The following is a 23,824-nucleotide window of genomic DNA, read 5'->3' on the forward strand; positions in this document are numbered from 1 at the left end:
TTTTAGCCGAGTTTGCCTGTCAAGAGTAGAACGATTGAAGCGGACAGTTTTTTCGCGGAGATTGTGAAGATCAGGCATTTTTTCTATCAAGAGCCATGGCGATCTTCACCATGGCAGTTTTTACGTGCCGGTGCGCGGTTGCCACCGATATACCCAGATGTTCCGCGACGACTTCCAGCGTGCAACCGCCGTGTCGATGCATTTCAACGGCAATCTGAATATCCCTTGGCAGGGATGCGAGAACCTGCTGAGCAATACGGACTTCATCACAAAACATCGTCGTCTGCTCGGGTGTTTCTGTCGAGCGTGGCACGATCCAGAATGGTGGGTCGTTGTTTTGGGTGCGCTGTTCGATCTTGCGGCGCTTGACAATGTCGAGCGAAAGATTCCGCACGATGCGGTAAAGACAGGCAAGTCCTTGACGTGCCGTTTGTTGCGGAAAATTACCGAGGCCAAAGCGAATATAGGCTTCCTGCACGATGTCTTCGGCGGCATCCCGCGAACCGAGAATGCGCGCCGAGTAGCTGATCAGAGCCGTGCGATTCCCCATGAAAATAGTGTCCGCGTCGAGGCCGACATCCAAATGATGCTTTGCTTGTCGTTCTTGCACGCTGTCTTCCGATAGGTGGTAGATTGACGAAAATATTTGCTCACGCGCCTGGGAAGACGCTGCGGGCACCTCTCTAACAGCAAAAACATGATTTAGAAAGTCATATTTCTTTTGGTTTGCGGCACAGAGTGCAGAAAACGTGGACCGCGTTTGAATTCATGAGAATTTTCATAGTCGAATCGACGGCGAAGCGCGTCGCAATCGTGGTCCAGAACGTGAAAAACATCGTTGCCAAACCACTCCAGAGAAACATCAGCTGACGTCATTTCCGGGATTCCAGCCATGACGGCCGTGTAGTCCACCGCTCCTTCAAACAGCGGCGTCAGGCCGGTGCGATCTCCCGCTGCGGAATAGACATTGCCGGGGTCGAAGACAGCCAGGTGGCGGCGGTCGGTAATGTTTTTCAAGTGATAATGTTGCACCCATTCGCCGATCGACCGATGCAGAGCGACGGGATCGTCGCCAGCTTCCCAGACATGCAGAACGTCGAAATTGATCGCCAGCGCCGGGTGGTTCACTTCCTCGATCAGTTGAATGGTCGATGCTGCCGTATCGGCCAGCGTGTTGGGATGGGTTTCGACCAGAAGCTGGATGCCATAGCTTTCGACAATGACTGCGACATGACGGAGGCGCTCAATCAAATGGCTGCGTTCGTTTGTCGTCGTTTCAACGCTCGCTTTGCCACCGGCAAAGGTTCTGATCTTTCGTGCCTTCCAGCGCCGCGCCAATTGGCAGAGTTCCCTCGTCCTGCGCCGCAGTTCTTCTTCGTCACCCTCAAGCGGTAGATAGTCGCTGATCATCGGAACGGTGAGGCCGTAATCGTCCAGCCAGTCCGCGTCCTTGTCCATCCGCATGTTGAGATTGCGCCCATGGGCACCCCAAAGCTCTATCCCATCAAAACCGCTTTGCCGGGCAAATCCTGCGATTTCGGCAAGCGAGATGAGTTGGTGGCGAAAGGTAATCGTGCAAAGAGAAATGTTCATCCGACAAGCCTCTGCGCGTTTGTTCGAAGTGGCGCGCAATTTTCTTCGCGCCACTGTGCGAAGACATCGCCGAGCTGATCTTTGAGTTTCGTCTCGATGCGATCTGCTTCATCCAGTTGCGCGAACACGCCTGCCGCCTGTGCCGGGTCTCTCGTCTGGGACAGCTTCATGCAGGCGTAATGCAAGTTTTTGAGTGCCTGAACCAGCGCTTCGATTTCCTCACACCATGTCTCGAATTCTTCAGACGGCAGTTTCAACGCGCGCCAGAAGAAAGCAAATCCGTGCTCATAGGCATATTTACGGATGGTCAATATCGGCAGTTCACGAACGGCGAGTTCGAGGTCAGAAAGCGAAAGTCCGTCCCTGCCATTCAGATGTGCGGTAACAATGGTTCTTACCGCGTCGGTGATTGGATTTCGCTCAGCAATGAAGCAGCTTTCGAAATAGGCTTTCAGGTCTTCCGGGTTCGGTGTTTGCGCCTCGGACATATCGAAGGCATAACCACCGCCGACCGTTGGCTGCATGATGGCGTGGATCACTTTTTCACGCTCCATCACGCCTTCCCAGCGATAATCGGGATCATGCACAAACCATGTGTCGGCATCACCCGTCTCCTGTAGCATCAGGTAGTGTGGAAACGGGTTCTGGTTGAACTTGTTCTCGCGCTCGGGCATGTGGAACATGTCCAGCATAACCATCACGCAATCCGTCGCGCCGCGTGTGCGCACCAGATCTGTCATGACGGCCAGATTGTCCGCCTTGCTCAAGGCCGGGTCGTACCACTCGCGAACCTCAACGCCGTACAGCCTTTCAAACCATGCGCGGAAAAATTCCTGGTTGATATCGCTGGCATGATAACGCAGTTGGTGGCGGTCGCTGACGGCGAATTTTGCGTCCCAGATGCCCGCGTAGAATAGCCGGTGATCAAGTCCACATTTTTTCAGCCCGTCGCAAACGCAGCTGACGAAGCAATGGACCTTGATGTCGTAATAGGCTTCACCATGTACACCCTCATCCTTTTCACCACCGGTCATCGGAAAGCTTGGGACGGGTAGGGCAGATGTTTCCGGCAGGTAGAGGCTGACAAGATCATCGACGGTCTGAATATCCTGGCTGCTGATGGCCGTTTCCGGCATGGCGAGGCCAAATTCGAGTTCGAGGTTCAAAAACACCTGAAGGATCAAGACGGAATCGAGATAGAGATCTTCGTTCAAACGGGCATCTGGCGCAAATCCGGCCATGTGTGGATGCGCCATGTGTTCACGAAGCGCGGTTTCGATAGCGGAAAAAATGTCATCGCGGGTCATGAAACCACTCCTGTCTGGACTGGCAGAAACGCGCCAGCGGCGTGGCGCTCGGCAACATCCCGTCTGCTGATCTTCCCATTCGCCTGTCGCGGTATTTCAGTGATCTGAATAATCTCCGAGGGCAGCTGATGGCTGGCCAGATGTCGGCTCAGCCACTCCCGCAAACCGCCGGACGAAACCGGGCGTTCAGCGCTGAAGAGGAGAGCGACACGTTCCCCGGCAAAACGATCGTTCTTGCGGAAGGCGACGGCATCGGAAATGCCCGGCATAGCGGTCGCGGCATCTTCCACATCCTTCGGATAAACGTTGAGGCCAGCCACATTGATCATATCGTCCATCCGCGACACAAAGACCAGCATGCCATCGGCACGACGGTATCCGAGATCGCGTGTGTGGATCGGTTGGCCATCGGCCTTGCGAATGACGATGTCGGCTGCCGCTTCGAGCGCAGTACCGGTTTGCGCAGAAATATGTGGCAGAAGATAACCCATATCATTGGCTGCGGTGAGGTCCGGGTTTATGGCAATACATCCGGCTTCCGAGCACCCATATTGCTGGAAAAGATTGTCGCATTTTTCGCGGATACGAACGAACCACGGTTCTGGCAGAAGCGTGCCGGAGGTCATGGCCGCATGGATTCTTTCGCCAGCTGGCAGCAGCTGTGCCAGCATGTGCAGAATGGCTGGCGAGGAATAAAGCATCGGTCGCTCCGTCTCGCGCAACACCTTCAAAAGATGTTTGGGGTTGGTCGTATCGACCACAACAGGCGTAACGCCACGGTGGAGCGCCACCAGAATCCCGCAGATCAGCCCGTAGGAATGGGTGGTCGGGCAGGCGACGATTGGGGTCATCTCTGCCGGGGCCGTGAAGGTCTGCACATAGCTGGCGATTTCGATTTCGATGTTTTGCCATGTGCGGGCAATCAGTTTCGGCGCGCCTGTTGTGCCCGAGCTCATTTGCAACAGCTCGCCTTCGCCGCTGTTTGAAGCGCTGTCTGTCAGCACTTCGCCAGCAAAGCTGTTATAAAACAGCCGTTCGCAACCTGCTTGCATGGCCAGCTTTTTCGCTGCCGCGTGAGGTGTGCTTGGGTGTATCGGCAAAATGCTGGCACCCGTGTTGCGAATGGCGAAGAAGAGCGCAAGCCATTCCGCAACATCATTAAAGCACACCGCGTAACGCACGGATTTCAAAACACCGGTTAGGGCAGCAACTTCTGTCGACCGCCTGTCAAAATGGGCCTTGTCATAAAACTGGTCGCCAATTTTGATCATGGCATTGTCCTTCGTTCTGCCGCAGGCTTCACAAGAAAATTGGGCACGGTGTGGTGATATTCCGGCTCGCGGGCGAGCAGTTTTTTGGTGAGAAGAGACTCCGTCCTGATGGCCGGATGGTCGTAGTCCAGCGCCGCCATTCGTTGGCTGGCATCATGTTCTGCCGCGTAGGTGTCGATGAGACTTTCGACCCTTGCCCAGAAGCTGGCCTCCGGAAGTTGATAAGCGTGGTCGAGGAGATGCGCGACCTCAGCGAGATTATAGATGAACAGCGTATCAACCACGAGCTCCCGAAGGGCATCGAGGTTTTCCATCCAATAATACTGGTTGGGTGCGGCCCCGCGGTATCGTTCATCGAGTGTCAGGAAGTCCGGCGCTTCGTCGGGATTGCGCAGGAAGGTCGGGCAGAACTCGATGCTCTCATGAAAATCGCGCAGGACCAGCCGCACTGGCCAGCCATTGCGATGAACAAGCAGCATGTTCTGGCCGTGGGCTTCCACCGCAAGACCGTGATGAACGAGCAGGTGCCAGACCGGTAAGACGGAGATTTCCAGCAGTCGGTTCAACCAGGGCATGAGCCCGAAGCGTTCGATCCATGGCTGCATGAAAGGTTTCTGATCCGCTTCCAGCATCATCAGTGCGTTGAACGGGATAACCTCTTCGCCCGGATGCAAATCCTTTAAGGCACTTTCTCGCCAGATGGCACCGATCTGGCCGGAGAGATCATCCTCGTGTTCCGCCACCACCCCAGCATATTCCTGTAGGATCGTCAGCGGATAACGTTCGGAAAATACCGGATCACCATCGACCATGCCCGCAATCCATTTGGAGAGAACAGGCGCGGTGCAGACGGAATGTGGATCGAGAAGACGTCGCGATGACGTGTTGATGACGTCCAGTGGCAGCTTGATGCTTGCGGCTAGGGGGCGATCAATATTGTGAAGGCTGCGTAACGACTGGCTGGCGAGATAATGCTCGCCGAACTGCCCGAGCCCGTGCAGCTTGCCACTGGCGACAAGGTTCGCGCCCGCACTCTCTTGCAGGTTTTTCCATTGCCATGGGTGCATCGGCACCAGTGCAAAATTCTGCCAGCTGAGATTTTTTTCCTGCCGCGCGATTTCGATCTTGTTCCAAATTTCTTCGCCGAGTTCGCGTTGCCAGAAGCTTGTTTCGTCACCGCCAAGGGCTTGCCGGATATTTTCCCGCGCATGTAAAACCCAGAAAAGTTGGAAGGGTTTTGCCGACTCTGGGCCAAAAAGCTGGTTGTCTGCGATCGTCAAACCATATCTTGCCTTGAAACATGGGTGATATGGATGACCTTCGTGCAGCGCGCCGTCCAAACGTGCGAATGCCATGTCCCGCCGGTTCAATGCAGGAATATTGTCCTCATTCCATTGGCAAAGGGTGATCGTGTGTTCTAGCTCTCGTAGCAATTTGCTGCGCATGACGGCACTGCCGGGCAAGCTTTTAACGATGGTGGTAAGCGGCGCAGGCACCCAGTTGCCGTCGTCATCCTTCATCTCGACGGAACGCGGGCGAATACGTGGGCGGGCGAAGGTGCCTAGCGTGGCGCGGCAGCGGTAATCCTGACCATCGAGGTTCCAGACCAAATCGTCCGGCTTTTCGATTCGAAAAGGCACAACGCCTTCGAACAGGGCCGCGGTCACCAGCTGTCGCAGAACGCGATCCTGCGGAGCAGATGGAATTTCAAGAGGCAATGGCATGTGGCCTCTCCATATCAATGCTGGTGATTGGGGCAAGGCTCAACGGGTTCGGCATTTTTCGGTAAAGCGAGTGACCACCCCCCGAAGTCAACTCGTCCAGATTGGCCAATCGCGTTGCGAGGTTTGCTTTGGTGCCGATATCGCCTTCGTCCAGAATGTGCCGGATGAAATCGCGGCCAAGGCCGTTTAGACCGAGCGCGAGATGTTCCAAATACTCCCGCAAAATCCGCAGGAGTTCCATCTCATCCATAAGCCCGTCATGCGCCATACGGCTGATGACGGAAAATACCTGATTGACGATCAGATAGTAGGCAAAGCGGTCGCGGATATCTGCTTCCGGAAAATAGAGCGAGTCGATGGTTTCTGTTTCCGGCACGACGCGGGCAATCGTTGGCCTATGTCTTTCGGAAAGATAGAAGCCCTGATTGTCACGGTAGTAACCGAGACGCGGATAACCCGTACTGATATCCACAAGGCTGTTTTGTTGATGCGCCTCAAGCGCAATGCCGTGCCTGTCATAAAGCTCAATCAACGGCGCAACGGTGCAGATTAGATAATGCCGGAACCAACTGGCAGTGGTCGATGCGATATTGCCGCTTTCGTTGGCATGGACCTGCCTGACGATCCGTTCCAGCCGCGACAGCTGGCCAGGAAGTGGTTCGGCAGTCAGCGCCGCGAGTGTGATGACACCCATTCCACCCTTCGCCCTGAACGGATTTTCCCGGAAAATCGTCTCAAATCCGCTTTCCTTCCGGCCAGGAAGATCAAGCGTTATGAAAGCGGGATCCCGGATGATGCGGAAGGATGGCATCTGCCGTGCAAGGTCAAGCCTGTCGATCAACCTTGCCATGGCGACGCCTGCATCCAGTTCGTCGCGACCATTGCTGCGCACGGAATTGGTGATGCGCACCGGCAGCGAAAATTTCAGCATCCAGTCGACATTATCGTTCCAGACCGTGCGAACGGAAGAGGTGGCGGTGAAGTGTGCACCCGCCGGGCCGAGGGTTCGAACGGTACCCTCTGCCATCATCGCGCCAATATCGGGATCGAGCAGCAAGGCCTGCGCTTGCAAGGGGTGCATTGGCAGGAGGGATTCATTGTCCTTGATGGAGAAATTGCCCGCGTTCGGTCCAACGAGGCTGGCGATAATCCGATCCGCAGACTGTTTGGTCGCAGATGCATGGGTAACGAAATCGGTTCTCGCGGCGAAATAGTGCAGCTGGAAACGGCCGTGGAACTCCGGGGCGTAGGTTTCCTGTTGCCAGAAGGTCATGCCCTGCCTGCTTTTCGGGGTAGGGTGCAGCCAGTGTCCGAAGAAGAGCGATTGCTCGGCAGCGATGAAATCGTCGCTGTCGTCGGGCTTCTCCAAAGCACGCTCAATATTGAGCTTGATCTGCTGATTGCTGTCCATCACGCGCAGCAGAAGCTCGGTTTCACAACCATCCGAATTGCTGTTTTCCGGGGCACTCTGATGTCGATAAGCTTCCCGCATCAGCGCCTGCAAAGCAGGCATCGTCGGGCAATCATGCCAAGATGCTTCCGACAGTGCGCGTTTCCATATTCGGCCGAAATGGTGCGGGCCGCAGAGTGACGCGGATGTCACCTCAGCCCTCACAAGCATTCGCTCGCCGTGCAGCACCCACTCCACGCAGTCGATTTTCCGCCCGAATACCTCATGACACACGGCTTTGCCGGCGTCGATCTCTCGCATGTAGCAGTTGGCGAAACTTCTAAATGTGGCTGTCTCGGCAGTTCTCCAGGCGACAGACATTACGCTTCGTACTCGGTCGCGGGGTGTAACACGCGTTCACCGAGACCGTCGGCCAAAAACATATGGCGTGATATTGCTGAGAAGCCTTCGTCGTTCATCATGCGGTTCCTTGCCAAGCTTTTGGATGTGCCACGAACGTAAGACGACCGGCTCGCAGAGTTTTTTCACTCGCGACGAAATTTTATGAATGTCTTCTGCCTTCGGTATGGTGGGAAATGATCAATCGGTGCCGCAGCGCTGAGTGGGAGGCCAGCGATGGCGGTTGCTTGGACAGGCGCGGGCCGAACCGGAACAATGCGGTGGGTTGACGACTATTCGACGGGCCAAACGGGGCCGGCATGATATGTCCCTAGCTCTAACTAAGTCGCCTTGCTCCGGAGAGATCAAAAAAGCAGGGTGAGATTCAACAGTGCTGTTGGAATGGCTGCCTCGAAAAGCTCTGAGGTTACAGTAATTTAATATTCTATCATCTTTCGTTTTGAAGAGTTGGCGCGTTAAGTGTCTGCAGGAATCGCGATGCTGTCGTGAATGCCTGCGGCCTTTCAGTACAAGTGGGTGACTGAAGGGTATGAAGTAAGTATGTTGACGTATACGAAGTTTCCATCGGCATAACGCTACTGAAATAATACGCATAGCCTGAGTAACCGCATGTATTGACGAGCGGGACGACTATTTCCTGCTTGGTGTGTTCTGCTGGTACGGCGTCCATCCCGTCCATCGGATTAATTTCGTCCAAAGGACTTCCGCATGAAATACATCATCACAATTGTGATCATTGCCGCCGGTTCTGCCTTGCTTTTCGTCAATCGGGACGAATTTGCATCTTATCTGCCAGCATGGGCAAGCCAACCTGCCGCGAAGTCTGGAGGCGCCAGTCCATCGGCGGATGGCCAATCGAAAAATGGCGGGCGACGGGCGGGGGCGACACAGCCGGGAGCACGGACCTCTGCGGTGACCGTTGCTGTGGCGAAATCTGGTTCTCTTCCGGTTGTTCGTAAAACAATTGGGTCGATCGTGCCGGTGGCATCCACCGCGTTGAGCACCCCGATTTCCGGTATTGTCGCACAGGTGCTTGTCAGCGACGGCGCGGAGGTAAAAGCGGGTGACCTTCTGGTTCAGCTTGATGACCGCACGATCAGAGCGAATATCCAGCGTGATCAGGCGGTGCTTGCCAAGGATCAGGCGATACTGGATGCCGCCAATGCAACTCTGAGCCGGGTCGAAACGCTGAGCAAATCGGGCGTCGATACGCAGCAGCAATTTAGCGATGCCGGTGCCGCAGCCAAACAGGCAGCAGCGACCATTGCGGTTGATAATTCAAATCTGGCGGCTGACAACGTCGTTCTCTCGCAAACCCAAATTCGCGCGCCGTTTGATGGCAAGTTGGGGGCAGTGCAATTTTCAGTGGGTGCCTATGTGGCCCCAGGTGCCGACATAGTGCTTCTGACGCAGATGAAGCCGGTTTTTGCGGAGTTTACGCTACCGGAACCTGATCTGGATCTCGTGCGCTCGACGATGGCTAGCAATACCCTCACGGCACAAGTCATTCCAACACAGGCGCAGGACAATACGCAGCCCGGTTCTGGTAACATCGTGTTTATCGATAATACCGTCGATCCGGCATCCGGCACGTTCAAGCTGCGTCTTCGTCTTGAAAATGACCCGGAGACCTTTTGGCCGGGACAGTCTCTGAAGGTCACCGTCAATGCGGGCAAGGTGGACGATCTGGTGACGGTGCCGCTGGTCGCTCTCCAGCCGAAAGGCGGCGGTTTTATCACCTATGTCGTTAAGTCCGACAAAACCGTCGAGCAGCGGAAGGTTACGGTTGCGCTGAGTGAAGGTGACGTGGCCGGTCTGTCGCACGGTTTGGCAGATGGCGAAATGGTGGTGACGGAAGGGCAGGCGAGCCTGATCAATGGCAGCCACGTCATCGTCAACGGACCGTATGATGATGCCAATGAACAGGCCAATGCATCTGACAAGGGCATAGCGCCATGAACATCTCTGAAATCTTCATCCGTCGCCCTGTTGCGACGATACTTCTCATCATCGGCGTGTTGCTGGCGGGTGTAGCTGCCTATCGAAATCTGCCCGTTGCAGCCTTGCCGCAGGCGGATTTCCCGACAATCAATGTGTCGGCGCAGCTTGCTGGTGCCGCGCCGGATACGATGGCAAGTTCCGTTGCCACGCCGCTTATCAAGCAGTTCGAAACGATTGCGGGTATCGATACGATCAGTGCCAGCTCGTCGCTCGGCAATACGCAGATCACCATTCAGTTCAATCTATCGCGAAACATTGATGCCGCGGCGGCTGACGTACAGGCGGCGATTGCGCGCACACAGCGGCAATTGCCCACCAACATGACGTCGCCACCAAGCTATCGCAAGGCCAACCCCGCAGACGCCGCGGTTGTGATTCTGGCTTTGACAAGCGATGCCGCCGATCTGACGAAGATGGACGACACCGCCGAAAACGTCATATCTCCGGCCTTGTCGACAATTTCTGGTGTTGCGCAAGCGCAGATTTTCGGTGCCAAAACCTATGCCGTGCGCGTAGAGGTCGATCCTTCGCAACTGGCAAATCGTGGATTATCGCTTGATGGCTTGTCTGCGACACTGGCCGCCGCGAACGACCAATCCCCCATCGGAACCTTGCAGAATTCCTCGCAGGCGCTGACATTGGACGCATCGACACAACGTGTCGACGCCGCCTCTTTCCGCACACTGATTATCGCCAAGCCAAACGGTCGTATCGTTCGGCTGCAAGATGTCGCAACCGTCAAGGACAGCGTGGCTGTTCTCAATCAGGGCAGCTGGCTTGATGGAACACCTGCCATCGTCTTGGCGGTGCAGCGCCAGCCGGGTGCCAACACGGTCGCCGTGGTGGATGCGATCAAGGATAAACTTCCAGAACTGCAAGCCAGCCTGCCTGCCAATATGCATATCAACGTGGTCAACGACGCATCGGTATCGATCCGCGCGGCGGTTGCCGACGTCGAAACCACGCTGATGGTCACGCTTGGTCTCGTCATTCTCGTCATCTACCTGTTTTTGCGACAGGTGTGGGCCACGCTTATTCCGGGCCTTGCCGTGCCTTTGTCACTGGTCGCAACGCTCGGCGCCATGTACGCGCTCGGCTTCTCCATCGACAACATTTCGCTCTTGGGGCTGACGCTTTCCGTTGGCCTCGTGGTGGATGATGCGATCGTGATGCTCGAAAACATCGTTCGCAAAGTCGAGGAAGGTATGCCGCCCTTTCAGGCGGCGATCGAAGGCAGTAAGGAAGTCACCGGCACGATCATTTCCATGTCGATCTCGCTGGTGGCGGTGTTCCTGCCGATTCTGTTGATGGGCGGGATCGTCGGGCGTGTGTTGAACGAATTCGGTGTGGTCGTAACGCTGGCCATTTTGTCGTCCGCCGTCGTCTCATTGACGGTAACGCCGATGCTTGCTGCCCGTCTGCCGCATCCAGAGCATAAGAACACCAAACCAACTCTATTTGATCGGGCAACCGACGCGTATGGCCGCTCTGTCGGCTGGTGCCTCAATCATCGGCTTATCGTGATGCTGATGTTTGTGCTCACGCTCATCGGCTCCGGCTGGATGTTCTCCAGCCTTGCCCGCAGCTTTTTCCCAACCGAGGACATCGGCCTGCTAACGGTCTCGACGCAGGCGCGCCAAGACATATCCTATCAGGCCATGAGCGCGCTCCAGGCCAAAGCCGCCGACATTCTGTCTGCTGACGCATCCGTTGCGCACGTCACATCGACCCTTGGGTCTGGTCCGGGCGGCTCCGCCCTGAATGCCGGTACACTCCTCGTGCAGCTCAAGCCGTCTGAACAGCGGCCAGCTCTTGAAGTCACGCTCGCCGCGCTCCGGCACTCACTCGCTGGCGTTGCAGGGCTCAAAACATTCATTACGCCACAGCAAAGCTTGCGGTTTGGCGGTCGTAGCACGCAGAGCCTATATCAAGTCGTGCTGCAATCCATCGATGCCTCGGCGGCGCGTCAATGGTCGCAGACGCTGGGTGATGCCATGCGGGCAGACAATGCCTATTTCGTCGATGTTGCATCCGATTTGCAGGACAATGCGCTGCAAGCGCATCTCGAGGTGGATAATGACCGGGCAAACAGCCTTGGCGTTACGTCTCAAGCCTTGCGCACGACGCTTGAAGCGGCGTTCGGCAGCTATGTGGCAACCCAAATCCAGACGACCGGCAACAGCTACAACGTCATTCTGGAATACAATACATCACTCGATTGGACCGAGCAGTCGCTCGGCGCACTCAGGGTATCCTCCACATCTGGAGCCTTGGTGCCATTGTCGAGTTTCGCCACGATCTCCCGCGTGTCCGGTCCGGTAACGGTCAACCAGACGGGACAGCTCACAGCCGTCACGCTGTCGTTCAACCTTCCGGCAGGCGTGTCGCTTGGTTCGGCAACGGAACGGATCGATGCACTGAAAGACCAGATCCAGCTTCCATCCACGGTGACCACCAATCTGGCGGGTGCAGCGCAGATATTCAAGCAAACGAGCGACAATACGGGTCTGCTGATTGGTGCGGCGGTCCTCACCATCTACATCGTGCTGGGTGTGTTTTATGAAAGCTTTCTGCACCCGCTGACGATCTTGTCGGGTCTACCATCAGCCGCCTTTGGTGCGCTGCTGACGCTGAAACTCTTCGGTTTCGACCTGTCCATCATTGCGCTGATCGGGCTTCTGATGCTGATCGGTATCGTCAAAAAGAACGCGATCATGATGATCGACGTGGCGTTGACCTTGCAGCGCGAAGAAAACATACCGACGCTGGAGGCAATTCACGAAGCGGCGGTGCGCCGTCTCCGACCCATCATGATGACAACGTTTTGCGCGCTGTTCGGCGCTCTGCCAATCGCAATCGGTACGGGCGCAAGTTCGGAGCTGCGCCAGCCACTTGGCGTTGCAGTGGTGGGTGGCCTCATCGTCAGTCAAATTCTGACGCTGTTCATGACGCCGGTTGTTTTCGTTGAGATCGAAAAGCTCTCCGACTTCCTGAAATCACTATGGAGCAGGAAGCGGAAAAAGCCGGTCGAAAACCCTGCCGTTCCAGCTGAACTCAATGGATAGGAATGACGAAGGCCAACAATTGCTGTTCGAAGAATTTCGAGAAGGAGGCGATGCGGGGCGGCAAGGTTTGATAGGGCGGATAGTAGAGCGTGAGCCACAGATCCGGTGGTGCCCAGCCTTTGAACACCTGCACCAGCTTTCCCGAGCGCAAATGTTCGTCGATATTAAAGCCCGGTAACAGCGTTACGCCCAGACCCTCGGCGGCCATATCGGCGAGGACGTCACCACTGTTGGCGCTGAAGGTGCGGCCAGCAGAGATGTTGACGGTGGAACCTCCATCCGAAAGAACCCAGTTTTCGCGACGGCTTTCGCTGCTATAGGCGAGGCATTCGTCTGGCGTCAGCTGTCCGGGATGGGTCATATCAATGAAACGGCTTCCGGGCGCGGCCACCAGAATACGTGGAATAGTGCAGATCTTCCGCCAGATCGTAAATTTGTCTGAGGGCTGCAAGGATATACGGATCGCCAGATCATAATCGTCATCGACGATGTTCACCAGCCCATCCGACAGCGAGACCTCGAAGGCCATTTTGGGGTAACGTTCTTTGAAGCCCGCAATAACCGTGGGCAGGACGGTTTTACCGAGCCATGTGGGCGCGCTGATCCGTAGACGCCCTTCCTCTACCTTGTTGGCATTCATCACATCGCGCCGCGCGGTTTCAAGCGTGTCGAGTGCGGGCTTGATCTGGGCCGCGTAGATCGCGCCATCCGTCGTGAGCGAAACTTGTCGCGTTGTGCGCACGAAAAGCTGAACGCCAAGATCGGCCTCCAGAGCGGCAATCGCCCGCGTCACCGCAGCAGGCGTCATATCGAGTTCGCGGGCGACCTGAGCGAAGTTTTTCTTTTCTGCGGCCAGCAGGAAGGTGCGGAGAGCTTTATAGTCGTTCATCTCATTATTTCAAAAAGAGCAATACATTCGAAATTAATATTGCAATTCCGCACTGTCCGCAATCCGCGTAGGTTTGTTTTCAGCAAACAAGACCAACGAGTTTTAGAGGCAATGCGATGATCAAGGCAATCAAAGGACTACACCACGTAACGTCCATGGCGTCAGACGCACGCCAGAACAACATGTTTTTCACCGATACACTCGGCCTGCGCCGGGTCAAGAAAACCGTCAATTTCGACGAGCCAAGCATCTACCACCTCTATTACGGAGATGAGACGGGTGCGGCCGGAACGGTCATGACATATTTTCCGTTCGACCACATGATGCGCGGTCGTCCGGGTGTGGGCGAAGTGGGCGAAACCCAGTTTTCGGTGCCCAAAGGATCGCTGGCTTACTGGCAGGATCGCTTGACGGCGCAGGGCGTCGGCGGCATCCAGCTGGACAAAACCTTTGGTGCGAACCGACTGCGGTTCAGCGGCCCTGACGGTGACGGCCTTTCGCTGATCGAAACCGTCGATGACAAGCGTTCCGCCTGGAATGCGGCGGGTGTGCCAGACGAGGCTGCGATCCGTGGCTTCACCGGCGCAAGACTGAGCCTGCACGACACCGGCGCGATGGAAGAGCTTCTTGGCTTTATGGGCTATGAGCGGGCAGAAAAAGAGGGCAATGTGACACGCCTGCTGATCCCCAATGGCAACGGCGCTGATACGATTGATCTCGAAGCTCTGCCGCAGACACCGGTTGCCCGCCAGGGTGCAGGATCGGTCCATCACATCGCCTTTGCAGTCGAAAACCGCGAAAAGCAGCTTGAGGTGCGTAAGGCACTGATGGACACGGGATATCAGGTTACACCGGTCATCGACCGCGATTATTTCTGGGCAATCTACTTCCGCACTCCGGGTGGCGTGCTGTTTGAGATTGCGACGAATGAACCCGGCTTCAACCGTGACGAAGATACCGCGCATCTGGGCGAGGCGCTGAAGTTGCCGACGCAATACGAACCTCTCCGTAACCGGATAGAAGCAGGCCTTACTCCGCTGGCCGCGTAATCGAAAAATTTCTGCGGACTGCTGAAGCGGTCCGCCACTTCGAAACAACCACGTTTCCCAATCCAAGGCCAACTGCTGCAGACGCGGCGCCAACAACTCATGAGGAATTATACAATGTCCAAGCTTCAGGTTCTGACACCACAAAATAGCCAGATCATCTTCATCGACCAGCAGCCGCAGATGGCCTTTGGCGTCCAGTCGATTGACCGTCAGACGTTGAAGAACAACGTTGTTGGTCTTGCCAAGGCAGCGAAGATTTTCAACATCCCGACAACGATCACAAGTGTCGAGACAGACAGTTTCTCTGGCAACACCTTTCCAGAACTTCTGGCTGTGGTTCCCAACAATGACATTCTGGAACGGACCTCGATGAACTCCTGGGATGACCAGAACGTGCGGGATGCTCTCGCTAAAAACGCTGCCGAAGGCCGCAAGAAAATTGTTGTCTCTGGTCTGTGGACCGAGGTCTGCAACACGACATTCGCGCTCTCCTGCATGAATGACACCGATTATGAAATCTACATGGTGGCCGATGCGTCGGGCGGAACCTCTGCCGATGCCCACAAATATGCAATGGACCGCATGATGCAGGCCGGCGTCATTCCTGTGACCTGGCAGCAGGTTCTTCTCGAATGGCAGCGCGACTGGGCACGCAAAGAAACCTACGATGCTGTGACGTCGCTGGTGAAAGAACATTCCGGTGCTTACGGCATGGGCATTGATTACGCCGTTACCCACGTTCACGGCGGTGCCGAGCGCGTCAGCCACGGCAAGCGCATTGGCCCCAATCCGGCAGCAATCTGATCTGATGACGCCTCATCCGAATAACCGGGTGAGGCAACTCGTTTGGACAAGGACTATTGAGATGAAAATCTATATTTTCTCCATCGCAGTCGGCCTACTCGTCGGTATCATCTATGGTCTGCTTAACGTGCGCTCCCCCGCGCCACCGGTTGTTGCGCTCGTCGGCTTGCTGGGCATTCTGGTGGGTGAACAGATCGTGCCTTTGGCAAAAAACCTCTGGAGCCGTGAGCCTGCTGCCGTTTCCTGGCTTCACCAGATAAAGCCACATATGTTCGGCCATTTGCCAAAGGGTGGCCTTGACGCGAAACAGGTTGCGGGACAAAGCGACACGAACAAAACGGCAGGCTGACACGCTTGCCAGCTATTGAACTTCCCATTCAAACTGCACAGGGACACGCTGCCATGCATCCTGACATCATCCTCCACCACGGCCAGTTTACCACCCTCGATAAGTCCAATCCCGTTGCAAGCGCTGTCGCCATCAAGGACGGGAAATTTCTAGTGGTTGGCGACGACCGCGACGTTATGGCTCTTGCCGGGCCGGATACGAAGATCATCGACCTGAAGGGCAAGCGTGTGCTGCCGGGTCTGATCGATAACCACACCCACGTCGTACGTGGCGGTTTGAACTTCAACATGGAACTGCGCTGGGATGGCGTTCGTTCGCTGGCCGATGCCATGGACATGTTGCGCAGGCAGGTGGCCGTTACGCCCGCCCCGCAATGGGTTCGTGTGGTTGGTGGTTTTACGGAACATCAGTTTGCAGAAAAGCGCCTGCCGACAATCGATGAGATCAACGCGGCCGCACCCGATACGCCGGTCTTTTTACTGCATCTTTATGATCGTGCGCTGTTGAATGGGGCTGCGCTTCGTGCCGTAGGGTACACAAAGGACACGCCAAACCCACCCGGTGGGGAGATCACCCGCGATGTGAATGGCAATCCAACAGGACTTTTGCTGGCCAAGCCAAATGCAGGTATTTTGTATTCGACCCTGTCCAAAGGACCGAAACTTCCTTTTGAATATCAGGTGAATTCCACTCGTCACTTTATGCGCGAACTCAACCGGTTGGGTATCACCGGCGTCATTGATGCGGGTGGGGGTTTTCAGAATTATCCGGACGATTATGCGGTAATCCAGAAGCTGTCGGACGAAGACCAGCTGACCGTTCGCCTTGCCTATAATCTCTTCACGCAAAAGCCGAAGGAAGAGAAGCAGGATTTCCTCAACTGGACGCAGTCGGTCAAATACAAGCAGGGAAATGACTATTTCCGCCACAACGGTGCCGGTGAGATGCTCGTCTTTTCGGCTGCGGATTTTGAAGATTTTCGTCAACCACGGCCAGAAATGGCGCCGGAGATGGAAGGCGAGCTCGAGGAGGTTGTTCGTGTTCTTGCCCAGAACCGTTGGCCATGGCGCATGCACGCGACGTATGATGAAACCATTTCACGCTCGCTTGATGTGTTTGAGAAGGTCAACAAGGACATTCCACTTGAAGGCCTCAACTGGTTTTTCGACCATGCCGAAACCATTTCCGATCGTTCCATCGACCGCATCGCGGCGCTGGGCGGCGGCATCGCCACGCAGCATCGCATGGCCTATCAGGGCGAATATTTTGTCGAGCGTTACGGCCACGGCGTTGCCGAAGCCACACCTCCGATCAAGCGTATGCTTGAAAAGGGTGTGAACGTTTCAGCAGGCACGGATGCCACCCGCGTCGCTTCCTATAATCCATGGGTTTCTCTCTCCTGGATGGTCACTGGCAAGACAGTTGGCGGAATGCAGCTTTATCCGCGGGCCAATTGCCTTGACCGCGAGACGGCTCTGCGCATGTGGACAGAAAAAGTCACATGGTTCTCCAACGAGGAAGGCAAGAAAGGCCGCATCGAAACGGGCCAGTTCGCCGATCTCGTCGTTCCAGATAAGGACTTTTTCTCCTGCGCTGAAGACGAAATCTCGTTCCTTTCCTCGCTATTGACCATGGTTGGCGGTAAAATTGTTTACGGCGCGGGCGACTTCGCTGCACTTGACGAAAACTCCGTTCCACCGGCCATGCCTGATTGGTCGCCAGTGCGACAGTTCGGCGGTTACGCCGCTTGGGGTGAGCCGGAAGGTGCCGGTCAACGTTCGTTGCGTCGCACCGCCATCAGCTCGTGTGCCTGTGCCAATGATTGCAATGTCCACGGTCATGACCATGCTGGTGCATGGACATCGAAACTGCCGATAGCTGATCTCAAGGGCTTTTTCGGCGCTTTAGGTTGCGCCTGCTGGGCCGTATAAATTGTCGTAACTGTGCGAACAGGCAATGCTGCCTGTTCGCACAGCATCTTTAAAAAATCGCCGGTTCCATAATTGCGAATAACGCAATGAAATAGAAACAATTGATGCAATTGTTGGCGGTAATATTTCAGGCCAATATCACTCCATCGCAAGACCATACCCGGTAAGCCGGGTCAACATGCAGGAGCAGCCATGACCGACCAAACACATATCACCCATCAGCTTAAAGCGGGTCTTGGGCGCACCCTCGCAGCGCCAGTAACCCGAACTGTCGCGCTTCTTGCTCTTTGCGCGGCCTATATTCAGGGGCCATTCACCAAAATTTTCGACTTGTCCGGTGCGATTGCCGAGATGGAGCATTTTGGCCTGCATCCGGCAGCATTTTTTGCCGTCGCCGTGATCGCGTTCGAACTCACGGCCTCCGCCATGGTGGTTTCCGGTTTCCTGCGCTGGCTGGGCGCACTTGCTCTCGCGGCTTTCACACTGCTCGCAACATTCATCGCACTTCGCTTCTGGGAAATCCCGCCGGGCATGGAGCGGATGATGGCGACCAACGCCTTTTTTGAGCATCTGGGTCTTGCCGGTGCATTCGTCATCGTCGCAACAATCGATATTGCCAAGGGAGCGAAATAATGAGCGCTGCAAAATCCTCTGGTGGCGGCTTTGCGCCACTGCGCCAACCGGTGTTCGCCGTTCTCTGGGCGGCAACCGTTCTCGGCAACACCGGCAGCTTCATGCGTGACGTTGCAAGCTCGTGGTTGATGACCGATCTTTCGGCAGCACCCGCTGCCGTTGCCATGGTACAGGCGGCTGGCACCTTGCCGATCTTTCTTCTGGCAATTCCCGCTGGCGTTCTGTCCGACATTATCGACCGCCGTAAATTCCTCATCGGCATCCAGCTTTTGTTGGCCACCGTCAGTATCTCGCTAATGACATTGTCCTACATGGGCATGTTGTCGGTCAGCTCCTTGATCGCCCTGACGTTTCTGGGTGGCATCGGCGCGGCGCTCATGGGACCGACATGGCAGGCGATTGTGCCTGAGCTTGTACCGCGACAGGATGTCAAAAGTGCCGTCGCGCTGAATTCGCTCGGCATCAACATCGCCCGTTCCATCGGGCCGGCAGCAGGGGGCTTGTTGCTTGCCGCCTTCGGTGCTGCGATGACCTATGGTGCAGACGTGGCAAGTTACGTCCTCGTTATCGCCGCTCTCATCTGGTGGCCACGCGCCAAGGATGCCAACGATACACTCTCTGAAGGGTTCTTCGGTGCGTTCCGGGCAGGGCTTCGCTACACCCGCGCCAGCAAACCACTGCATGTCGTGCTTTTTCGGGCTGCGATCTTCTTCGCTTTTGCCAGCGCAGTCTGGGCGCTTCTTCCCCTGGTGGCACGTCAGCTTTTGGGTGGTGATGCCAGCTTCTACGGCATTTTGCTCGGTGCGGTTGGCGCAGGAGCCATCGGCGGTGCTTTGGTTATGCCAAAACTGCGCGACCATCTGACGTCTGATGGCCTGCTTCTTTGCTCGGCAATCGTCACCGCTTTTGTTATGGCAGCGCTGGCTTTGGCACCGCCACAATGGCTGGCCGTTGTGGTGCTATTATTCCTCGGTGCGGCATGGATCACGGCGCTCACCACCCTGAACGGCGCGGCACAGGCAATCCTGCCGAACTGGGTTCGTGGCCGTGGACTGGCTGTATATCTCACGGTTTTCAACGGCGCGATGACCGCAGGCAGCCTTGGCTGGGGTACGATTGGTGAAGTGGCCGGCATACAGGGTGCGTTGCTCATCGGTGCCGCTGGCCTGCTTGTGGCCGGATTGATTATGCACCGCGTAAAATTGCCATCTGGCGATACGGATCTGGTGCCGTCGAACCATTGGCCAGAGCCTCTTGTTGCTGAACCCGTTGCGCATGACCGTGGCCCTGTTCTGATCCTTATCGAATACCACGTCGAAAAGCATCATCGCGCCGTGTTCCTTCGCTCGCTTGATGAGTTGTCACATGAACGTCGCCGTGATGGTGCCTATGGATGGGGTGTGACCGAGGATTCTGCCGACCCGGAAAAGATCGTCGAATGGTTCATGGTCGAATCGTGGGCGGAGCATTTGAGGCAACACAAGCGTGTATCGCAGGCCGATGCCGACTTGCAGGGTAAGGTTCTCGCCTATCACTCAGGCGCCGAAAAGCCGGTGGTGCGGCATTTCCTGACTATCAATCGTCCGGGCAAAGCATTGGATTGAATGATGAAGCGGCTTCGGCCACTTCTTTCTTTTATTGCAAAATTCGCAATTCAATAGACACTATTATTGTCATTGTTGGAGGGGTGGTTTCAGTTCAATATCACTGCATAGACAAAAGCAAGGCCGCACAACAAACGGCCAGCAAGCAGGAGCTGACATGACCAAAACATCCTTTTCCATCAGCCGCCGTGACGCCCTGCTTGCCGGTGCCGTCCTTGCAGCCGGTATAGTTCTTCCGGTCCGATCCACACGCGCAGCATCCGCTGCAACCACCACTCAACCCACCACAGGAGATAAGACCATGGGCTTCGTTACAACCACAGACGGCACGGAAATCTTCTACAAGGATTGGGGTCCAAAGGACGCTCAGCCCATCGTTTTCCATCACGGCTGGCCGCTGTCGTCCGATGATTGGGACGCACAGATGCTGTACTTCCTTGGGAAAGGGTATCGTGTGGTTGCCCATGATCGCCGCGGCCACGGTCGCTCCGCTCAGGTCTCCGAGGGCCATGATATGGATCACTACGCCTCTGACGCGTTCGCCGTTGTTGAAGCGCTGGATTTGCGCAACGCCGTTCATATCGGTCATTCCACAGGTGGCGGTGAAGTTGCCCGTTACGTCGCCAAGCATGGTGAACCGGCAGGCCGCGTTGCCAAGGCTGTTCTTGTGTCCGCAGTGCCGCCTTTGATGCTGAAAACCGCTGCCAATCCTGAAGGACTGCCAATGGACGTCTTTGATGGTTTCCGCACGGCGCTGGCCGCCAACCGGGCGCAATTCTTCCGCGATGTTCCCGCTGGCCCATTCTATGGTTTCAACCGGGAGGGCGCGACGGTGCACGAAGGCGTTATCCAGAATTGGTGGCGTCAGGGCATGATGGGCAGTGCCAAGGCTCATTACGATGGCATCAAGGCATTTTCAGAAACCGATCAGACCGAAGACCTGAAAGCAATCAGTGTTCCGACACTGGTTCTGCATGGCGAAGACGACCAGATCGTGCCCATCGCCGACGCTGCCCACAAGGCGATCAAATCGCTGAAAAACGGTACTTTGAAAACATACCCCGGCTTCTCGCACGGTATGCTGACCGTCAATGCAGATGTGCTCAACGCCGACCTGCTGGCCTTCATCAAGGCTTGAACCGAACGAACAATGGGTGCGGTCTTACGGGCCGCACCCATTTTCTCCTGAAACAAACCTCACTGATGAAGTGTCTCAGCAAAACCCGTTCAGCTTGAGGATTTTGTGAGCTTCGATCGATGCGCGAAGCTGGTCTTCAGAGGCCCTGTCTCCCTGATTGACATCAGGGTGGTAGGTCTTCAACCGTTCTTTATAACGGGTTCTGATTTCTTCCGGTGTCGCGTCCTGCGTTAAGCCAAGTGTTTCGAAGGCCTTGGCTTCCAGAACCTTGAGTTTGCGCTTCTCAAAATCAGCCTTTTGCGCCTGACGCTGCGCGGCGGTTTTGCGCGCGTTCAGTGTTTTTGCAGAGCCGGAGCGTGCAGTCGAAGGAATAGGGATTTCAGTGGACTGGTTGACACCACTTCCCCAGGTCGGACGGCCGCCGGTGATCGCTTCCCGCTGGTAACGGGCAATGTCATCGGAGGACAGGCCGGTGGTGAAGTTGTATCCCTTGTTGTATTCCTTGACGTGCTCAAGACAGAAGAACAGATACAAGCCCTCGGCTTCGCGACCGACAGGCGCGCGATGCGGGCCAGGTTTGTCGCAGCCATCCCACTGACACTTGGGACCAGTGGCTTGGACTTCGGGCGTTGTTTTTTTTTTGCCAGATTTAAGGCTGACGAATATTTTCGAATCGGGTTTCATGGCACCTATATGAAGGCAGAGCGTCGTTTCGGCAAGAATTGTCGAGCGGCGAGTTACACCTTTTTATCCGCCGTCACCTTATCTGGAAAAACCGACGATGTGGGCAAAAATTTTGAGAGATGAAGGGGAGGTCTCAGGCGCACTGATAAGCCGTGCACACCATCATAGAGTCAGTCGTCAAGTACGATCCCACCTTCGAAAAGATACTGGCTTATCGAAACGAGCGGTTCCCTATATCACAACCTGTTTTCCAAGACGCTAAACTCACCATTTCAACAGCCGCGTTCCTGCCACATAGCCAACGAGCACGACGATTCCGACGGCAATAGGATACCAGGTGACGACGAAGAGCGGGCTGTCATCGGGGCAGTTGGAGGCGTAAAATGTTGCCGCGATGGCGCTTGATGCCAGTCCCGCCAAAGCACCCGCGAGGCCCGGTCGCGTTGGTGCCCCTTGCTTCAGCGCCAAAAGCAGACCGACAAGCGGCCCGATCGACAGGACCGGGATCACGGTGAGGCAATTGCGGGCATTGGTGCCCACCATCTTGACCGCCCATACGGTCTCAGGCGTCACGCTGAGTTCGATGAGTACGGCTGCACCCAGCAGAATAGGCGCTGCGGCCAATGCCCAGCCCCAACCGCTCAAAGGCACACCCGGACGGGCAACACGCAACACCATGCCGATGGCGGCAATCGCCAGTGAAATCGTCACGACGAATTTGAACGGGAAACGCACGGTTTCCAGAGCCTGTACGATATCCGGGCGAAAACCGATAACGGCAAAGAAGCCAAGGCCCGCAATGAGCGTGCCGCCGACTACAGCCCAGCCGATAGCGCGCGCCACGTTGGTTGTGACTGCGGCGTCCTGAGACAGCATTTTGATCAGATCGTCGGTTTTCATCCGGATTTACTCCGATACAGGGCAGCTAAGGTCTTCAATGCACGATGCAGTGAAACACGCACGGCACCCTCCGTCATATGCAGGCGTTCGGCGGTCTCTCGGACATCTGCGCCATTGACGGAAATGGAACGAACGATGTCCTTCTGCGGGTCTTTCAATTGTTCCAGCATGCGATCAACGTCAAGCATATCGAGGCCATCAGGCTGTTCTTCCGCTTGCAATATGTCGATCACGTCTTCTATCGGCACGTTGATGCGGTGTCCGCGTCGCCGCAGGCTGTCGATCAGCTTGTTGCGCACGATTGTCGAAATCCATGGTCCGATTGGCCGTGCCGTATCCCATGTTCCCCTTTTCAGGTGAATGGTGATGAGCACTTCCTGCACCACGTCTTCCGCTTCCGAGACCGGAGCCCCGAAATGTTCGCATCGTCGCCGGGCCATGACACGAAGGTGCGGAGCAACCGCGACAAGAAAGCTGGAATAGGCTTTTTCGTCGCCGGACATCGCTGCACGCATCCATCTGGCCCACTGCTCCTCGCGCTCCGAATGCTTCACGCGATACTCCCCTCTACGGACCTGCGTTTGCTTTTGTTACACATAAGAGCAGCGTTTTGACAAACATTCTCCAATCGAAAAAATAATTCGAAGCCTCTGTAATATTCACGATGCCCCCTCCGTAGACCTCGATGCAGGCCAATGACGGTCTGCTCAATTTACGGAGAAACACAATGAACACTCGTTTGATCTCTCTTGCTCTCGCTGGTTCGCTGGCATCTGTTCTTGCATCGGTTGCCGTTCCTGCATCCGCAGCAGACGCCAAGGAAAAATGCTACGGCGTTGCCCTCAAAGGCCAGAATGATTGCGCCGCCGGTGTCGGCACCACATGCGCGGGCACATCGAAGGTCGACTATCAGGCTAATTCCTGGAAGCTCGTTCCCGCTGGCACCTGCACGACCATGACCACGCCGCACGGCATGGGAACACTCGAACAGGGCAAAGCTCCGGCCTGACGCCAGTTCGTTTTTCGCGCGGCGCGGCATGGCCCGCGCCGCCGCTTTTACCAAGGGTTTTCG

The 23,824-nt window shown here is 55.9% G+C and carries 20 protein-coding genes; 10 read left to right on the forward strand and 10 right to left on the reverse strand.

The window, feature by feature from the left end:
• Window positions 1–70 precede the first annotated feature (70 nt).
• From RMR16_RS18925 to RMR16_RS18950, 6 genes are all read right to left on the reverse strand, one after another.
• Window positions 71–550 carry a sigma-70 family RNA polymerase sigma factor gene (locus tag RMR16_RS18925; protein WP_320198859.1) on the reverse strand — a complete coding sequence of 160 codons (480 nt, stop codon included), beginning with the start codon at window positions 548–550 and terminating at the stop codon, window positions 71–73.
• Between the two features lie 152 nt (window positions 551–702).
• Window positions 703–1,593 carry a sugar phosphate isomerase/epimerase family protein gene (locus tag RMR16_RS18930; RefSeq protein WP_320198860.1) on the reverse strand — a complete coding sequence of 297 codons (891 nt, stop codon included), beginning with the start codon at window positions 1,591–1,593 and terminating at the stop codon, window positions 703–705.
• A complete protein-coding gene (locus tag RMR16_RS18935; RefSeq protein WP_320198861.1) occupies window positions 1,590–2,900 on the reverse strand; it encodes a DUF6005 family protein in 1,311 nt (436 codons plus the stop codon). The genes RMR16_RS18930 and RMR16_RS18935 overlap by 4 nt, the downstream gene beginning before the upstream one ends.
• Window positions 2,897–4,171: an AMP-binding protein gene (locus tag RMR16_RS18940; RefSeq protein WP_320198862.1), complete on the reverse strand. Its 1,275-nt coding sequence runs from the start codon at window positions 4,169–4,171 to the stop codon at window positions 2,897–2,899. Before RMR16_RS18940 ends, RMR16_RS18935 begins: the two co-directional genes overlap by 4 nt.
• A complete protein-coding gene (locus RMR16_RS18945; protein WP_320198863.1) occupies window positions 4,168–5,895 on the reverse strand; it encodes an IucA/IucC family protein in 1,728 nt (575 codons plus the stop codon). The genes RMR16_RS18940 and RMR16_RS18945 overlap by 4 nt, the downstream gene beginning before the upstream one ends.
• The gene (locus tag RMR16_RS18950; RefSeq protein ID WP_320198864.1) at window positions 5,879–7,666 is read right to left on the reverse strand and encodes an IucA/IucC family protein; all 1,788 of its coding nucleotides are present in this window, start codon (window positions 7,664–7,666) and stop codon (window positions 5,879–5,881) included. The genes RMR16_RS18945 and RMR16_RS18950 overlap by 17 nt, the downstream gene beginning before the upstream one ends.
• A gap of 747 nt (window positions 7,667–8,413) precedes the next feature.
• Between RMR16_RS18950 and RMR16_RS18955 the strand changes: the two genes are divergently transcribed.
• Window positions 8,414–9,664: an efflux RND transporter periplasmic adaptor subunit gene (locus RMR16_RS18955; RefSeq protein WP_320198865.1), complete on the forward strand. Its 1,251-nt coding sequence runs from the start codon at window positions 8,414–8,416 to the stop codon at window positions 9,662–9,664.
• Entirely contained in the window at window positions 9,661–12,771 is a 3,111-nt protein-coding gene (locus RMR16_RS18960; RefSeq protein ID WP_320198866.1) for an efflux RND transporter permease subunit, read from the forward strand. Before RMR16_RS18955 ends, RMR16_RS18960 begins: the two co-directional genes overlap by 4 nt.
• Here RMR16_RS18960 and RMR16_RS18965 read toward each other — a convergent pair.
• Window positions 12,761–13,660, reverse strand: coding sequence for a LysR family transcriptional regulator (locus RMR16_RS18965; RefSeq protein WP_320198867.1), 900 nt, complete (start codon window positions 13,658–13,660; stop codon window positions 12,761–12,763). The two genes, RMR16_RS18960 and RMR16_RS18965, sit on opposite strands and share 11 nt — an antisense overlap.
• A 116-nt stretch (window positions 13,661–13,776) precedes the next feature.
• Between RMR16_RS18965 and RMR16_RS18970 the strand changes: the two genes are divergently transcribed.
• The 7 genes from RMR16_RS18970 (at window position 13,777) to RMR16_RS19000 (ending at window position 21,168) form a co-directional block, all read left to right on the forward strand.
• Window positions 13,777–14,709, forward strand: coding sequence for a VOC family protein (locus RMR16_RS18970; RefSeq protein WP_320198868.1), 933 nt, complete (start codon window positions 13,777–13,779; stop codon window positions 14,707–14,709).
• Window positions 14,710–14,823: 114 nt separating this feature from the next.
• Window positions 14,824–15,513 (forward strand): hydrolase, encoded by a 690-nt coding sequence (locus tag RMR16_RS18975; RefSeq protein ID WP_320198869.1) that lies wholly within the window; start codon window positions 14,824–14,826, stop codon window positions 15,511–15,513.
• Between the two features lie 61 nt (window positions 15,514–15,574).
• Window positions 15,575–15,862: a XapX domain-containing protein gene (locus RMR16_RS18980; protein ID WP_320198870.1), complete on the forward strand. Its 288-nt coding sequence runs from the start codon at window positions 15,575–15,577 to the stop codon at window positions 15,860–15,862.
• Between the two features lie 53 nt (window positions 15,863–15,915).
• On the forward strand, window positions 15,916–17,793 hold the full coding sequence (locus tag RMR16_RS18985) for an amidohydrolase (RefSeq protein ID WP_320198871.1): 1,878 nt from the start codon (window positions 15,916–15,918) through the stop codon (window positions 17,791–17,793).
• A gap of 192 nt (window positions 17,794–17,985) precedes the next feature.
• The gene (locus RMR16_RS18990; protein WP_320198872.1) at window positions 17,986–18,426 is read left to right on the forward strand and encodes a DoxX family protein; all 441 of its coding nucleotides are present in this window, start codon (window positions 17,986–17,988) and stop codon (window positions 18,424–18,426) included.
• Window positions 18,426–20,030, forward strand: coding sequence for an MFS transporter (locus RMR16_RS18995; RefSeq protein WP_320198873.1), 1,605 nt, complete (start codon window positions 18,426–18,428; stop codon window positions 20,028–20,030). Before RMR16_RS18990 ends, RMR16_RS18995 begins: the two co-directional genes overlap by 1 nt.
• Window positions 20,031–20,331: 301 nt before the next feature.
• Entirely contained in the window at window positions 20,332–21,168 is an 837-nt protein-coding gene (locus RMR16_RS19000) for an alpha/beta fold hydrolase (protein ID WP_320199010.1), read from the forward strand.
• Window positions 21,169–21,243: 75 nt separating this feature from the next.
• Here RMR16_RS19000 and RMR16_RS19005 read toward each other — a convergent pair whose 3' ends face one another.
• From RMR16_RS19005 to RMR16_RS19015, 3 genes are all read right to left on the reverse strand, one after another.
• Window positions 21,244–21,852 carry a J domain-containing protein gene (locus tag RMR16_RS19005; protein ID WP_320198874.1) on the reverse strand — a complete coding sequence of 203 codons (609 nt, stop codon included), beginning with the start codon at window positions 21,850–21,852 and terminating at the stop codon, window positions 21,244–21,246.
• Window positions 21,853–22,116: 264 nt separating this feature from the next.
• Window positions 22,117–22,752 (reverse strand): NrsF family protein, encoded by a 636-nt coding sequence (locus RMR16_RS19010; protein ID WP_320198875.1) that lies wholly within the window; start codon window positions 22,750–22,752, stop codon window positions 22,117–22,119.
• Window positions 22,749–23,306, reverse strand: coding sequence for a sigma-70 family RNA polymerase sigma factor (locus tag RMR16_RS19015; RefSeq protein WP_320198876.1), 558 nt, complete (start codon window positions 23,304–23,306; stop codon window positions 22,749–22,751). Before RMR16_RS19015 ends, RMR16_RS19010 begins: the two co-directional genes overlap by 4 nt.
• A gap of 173 nt (window positions 23,307–23,479) precedes the next feature.
• On the opposite strand from RMR16_RS19015, the gene RMR16_RS19020 reads away from it, so the two are divergent.
• Window positions 23,480–23,761 (forward strand): BufA1 family periplasmic bufferin-type metallophore, encoded by a 282-nt coding sequence (locus tag RMR16_RS19020; RefSeq protein WP_320198877.1) that lies wholly within the window; start codon window positions 23,480–23,482, stop codon window positions 23,759–23,761.
• Window positions 23,762–23,824: the final 63 nt, after the last annotated feature.

The organism is Agrobacterium sp. rho-13.3, from assembly GCF_033957765.2.
GTDB lineage: Bacteria > Pseudomonadota > Alphaproteobacteria > Rhizobiales > Rhizobiaceae > Agrobacterium.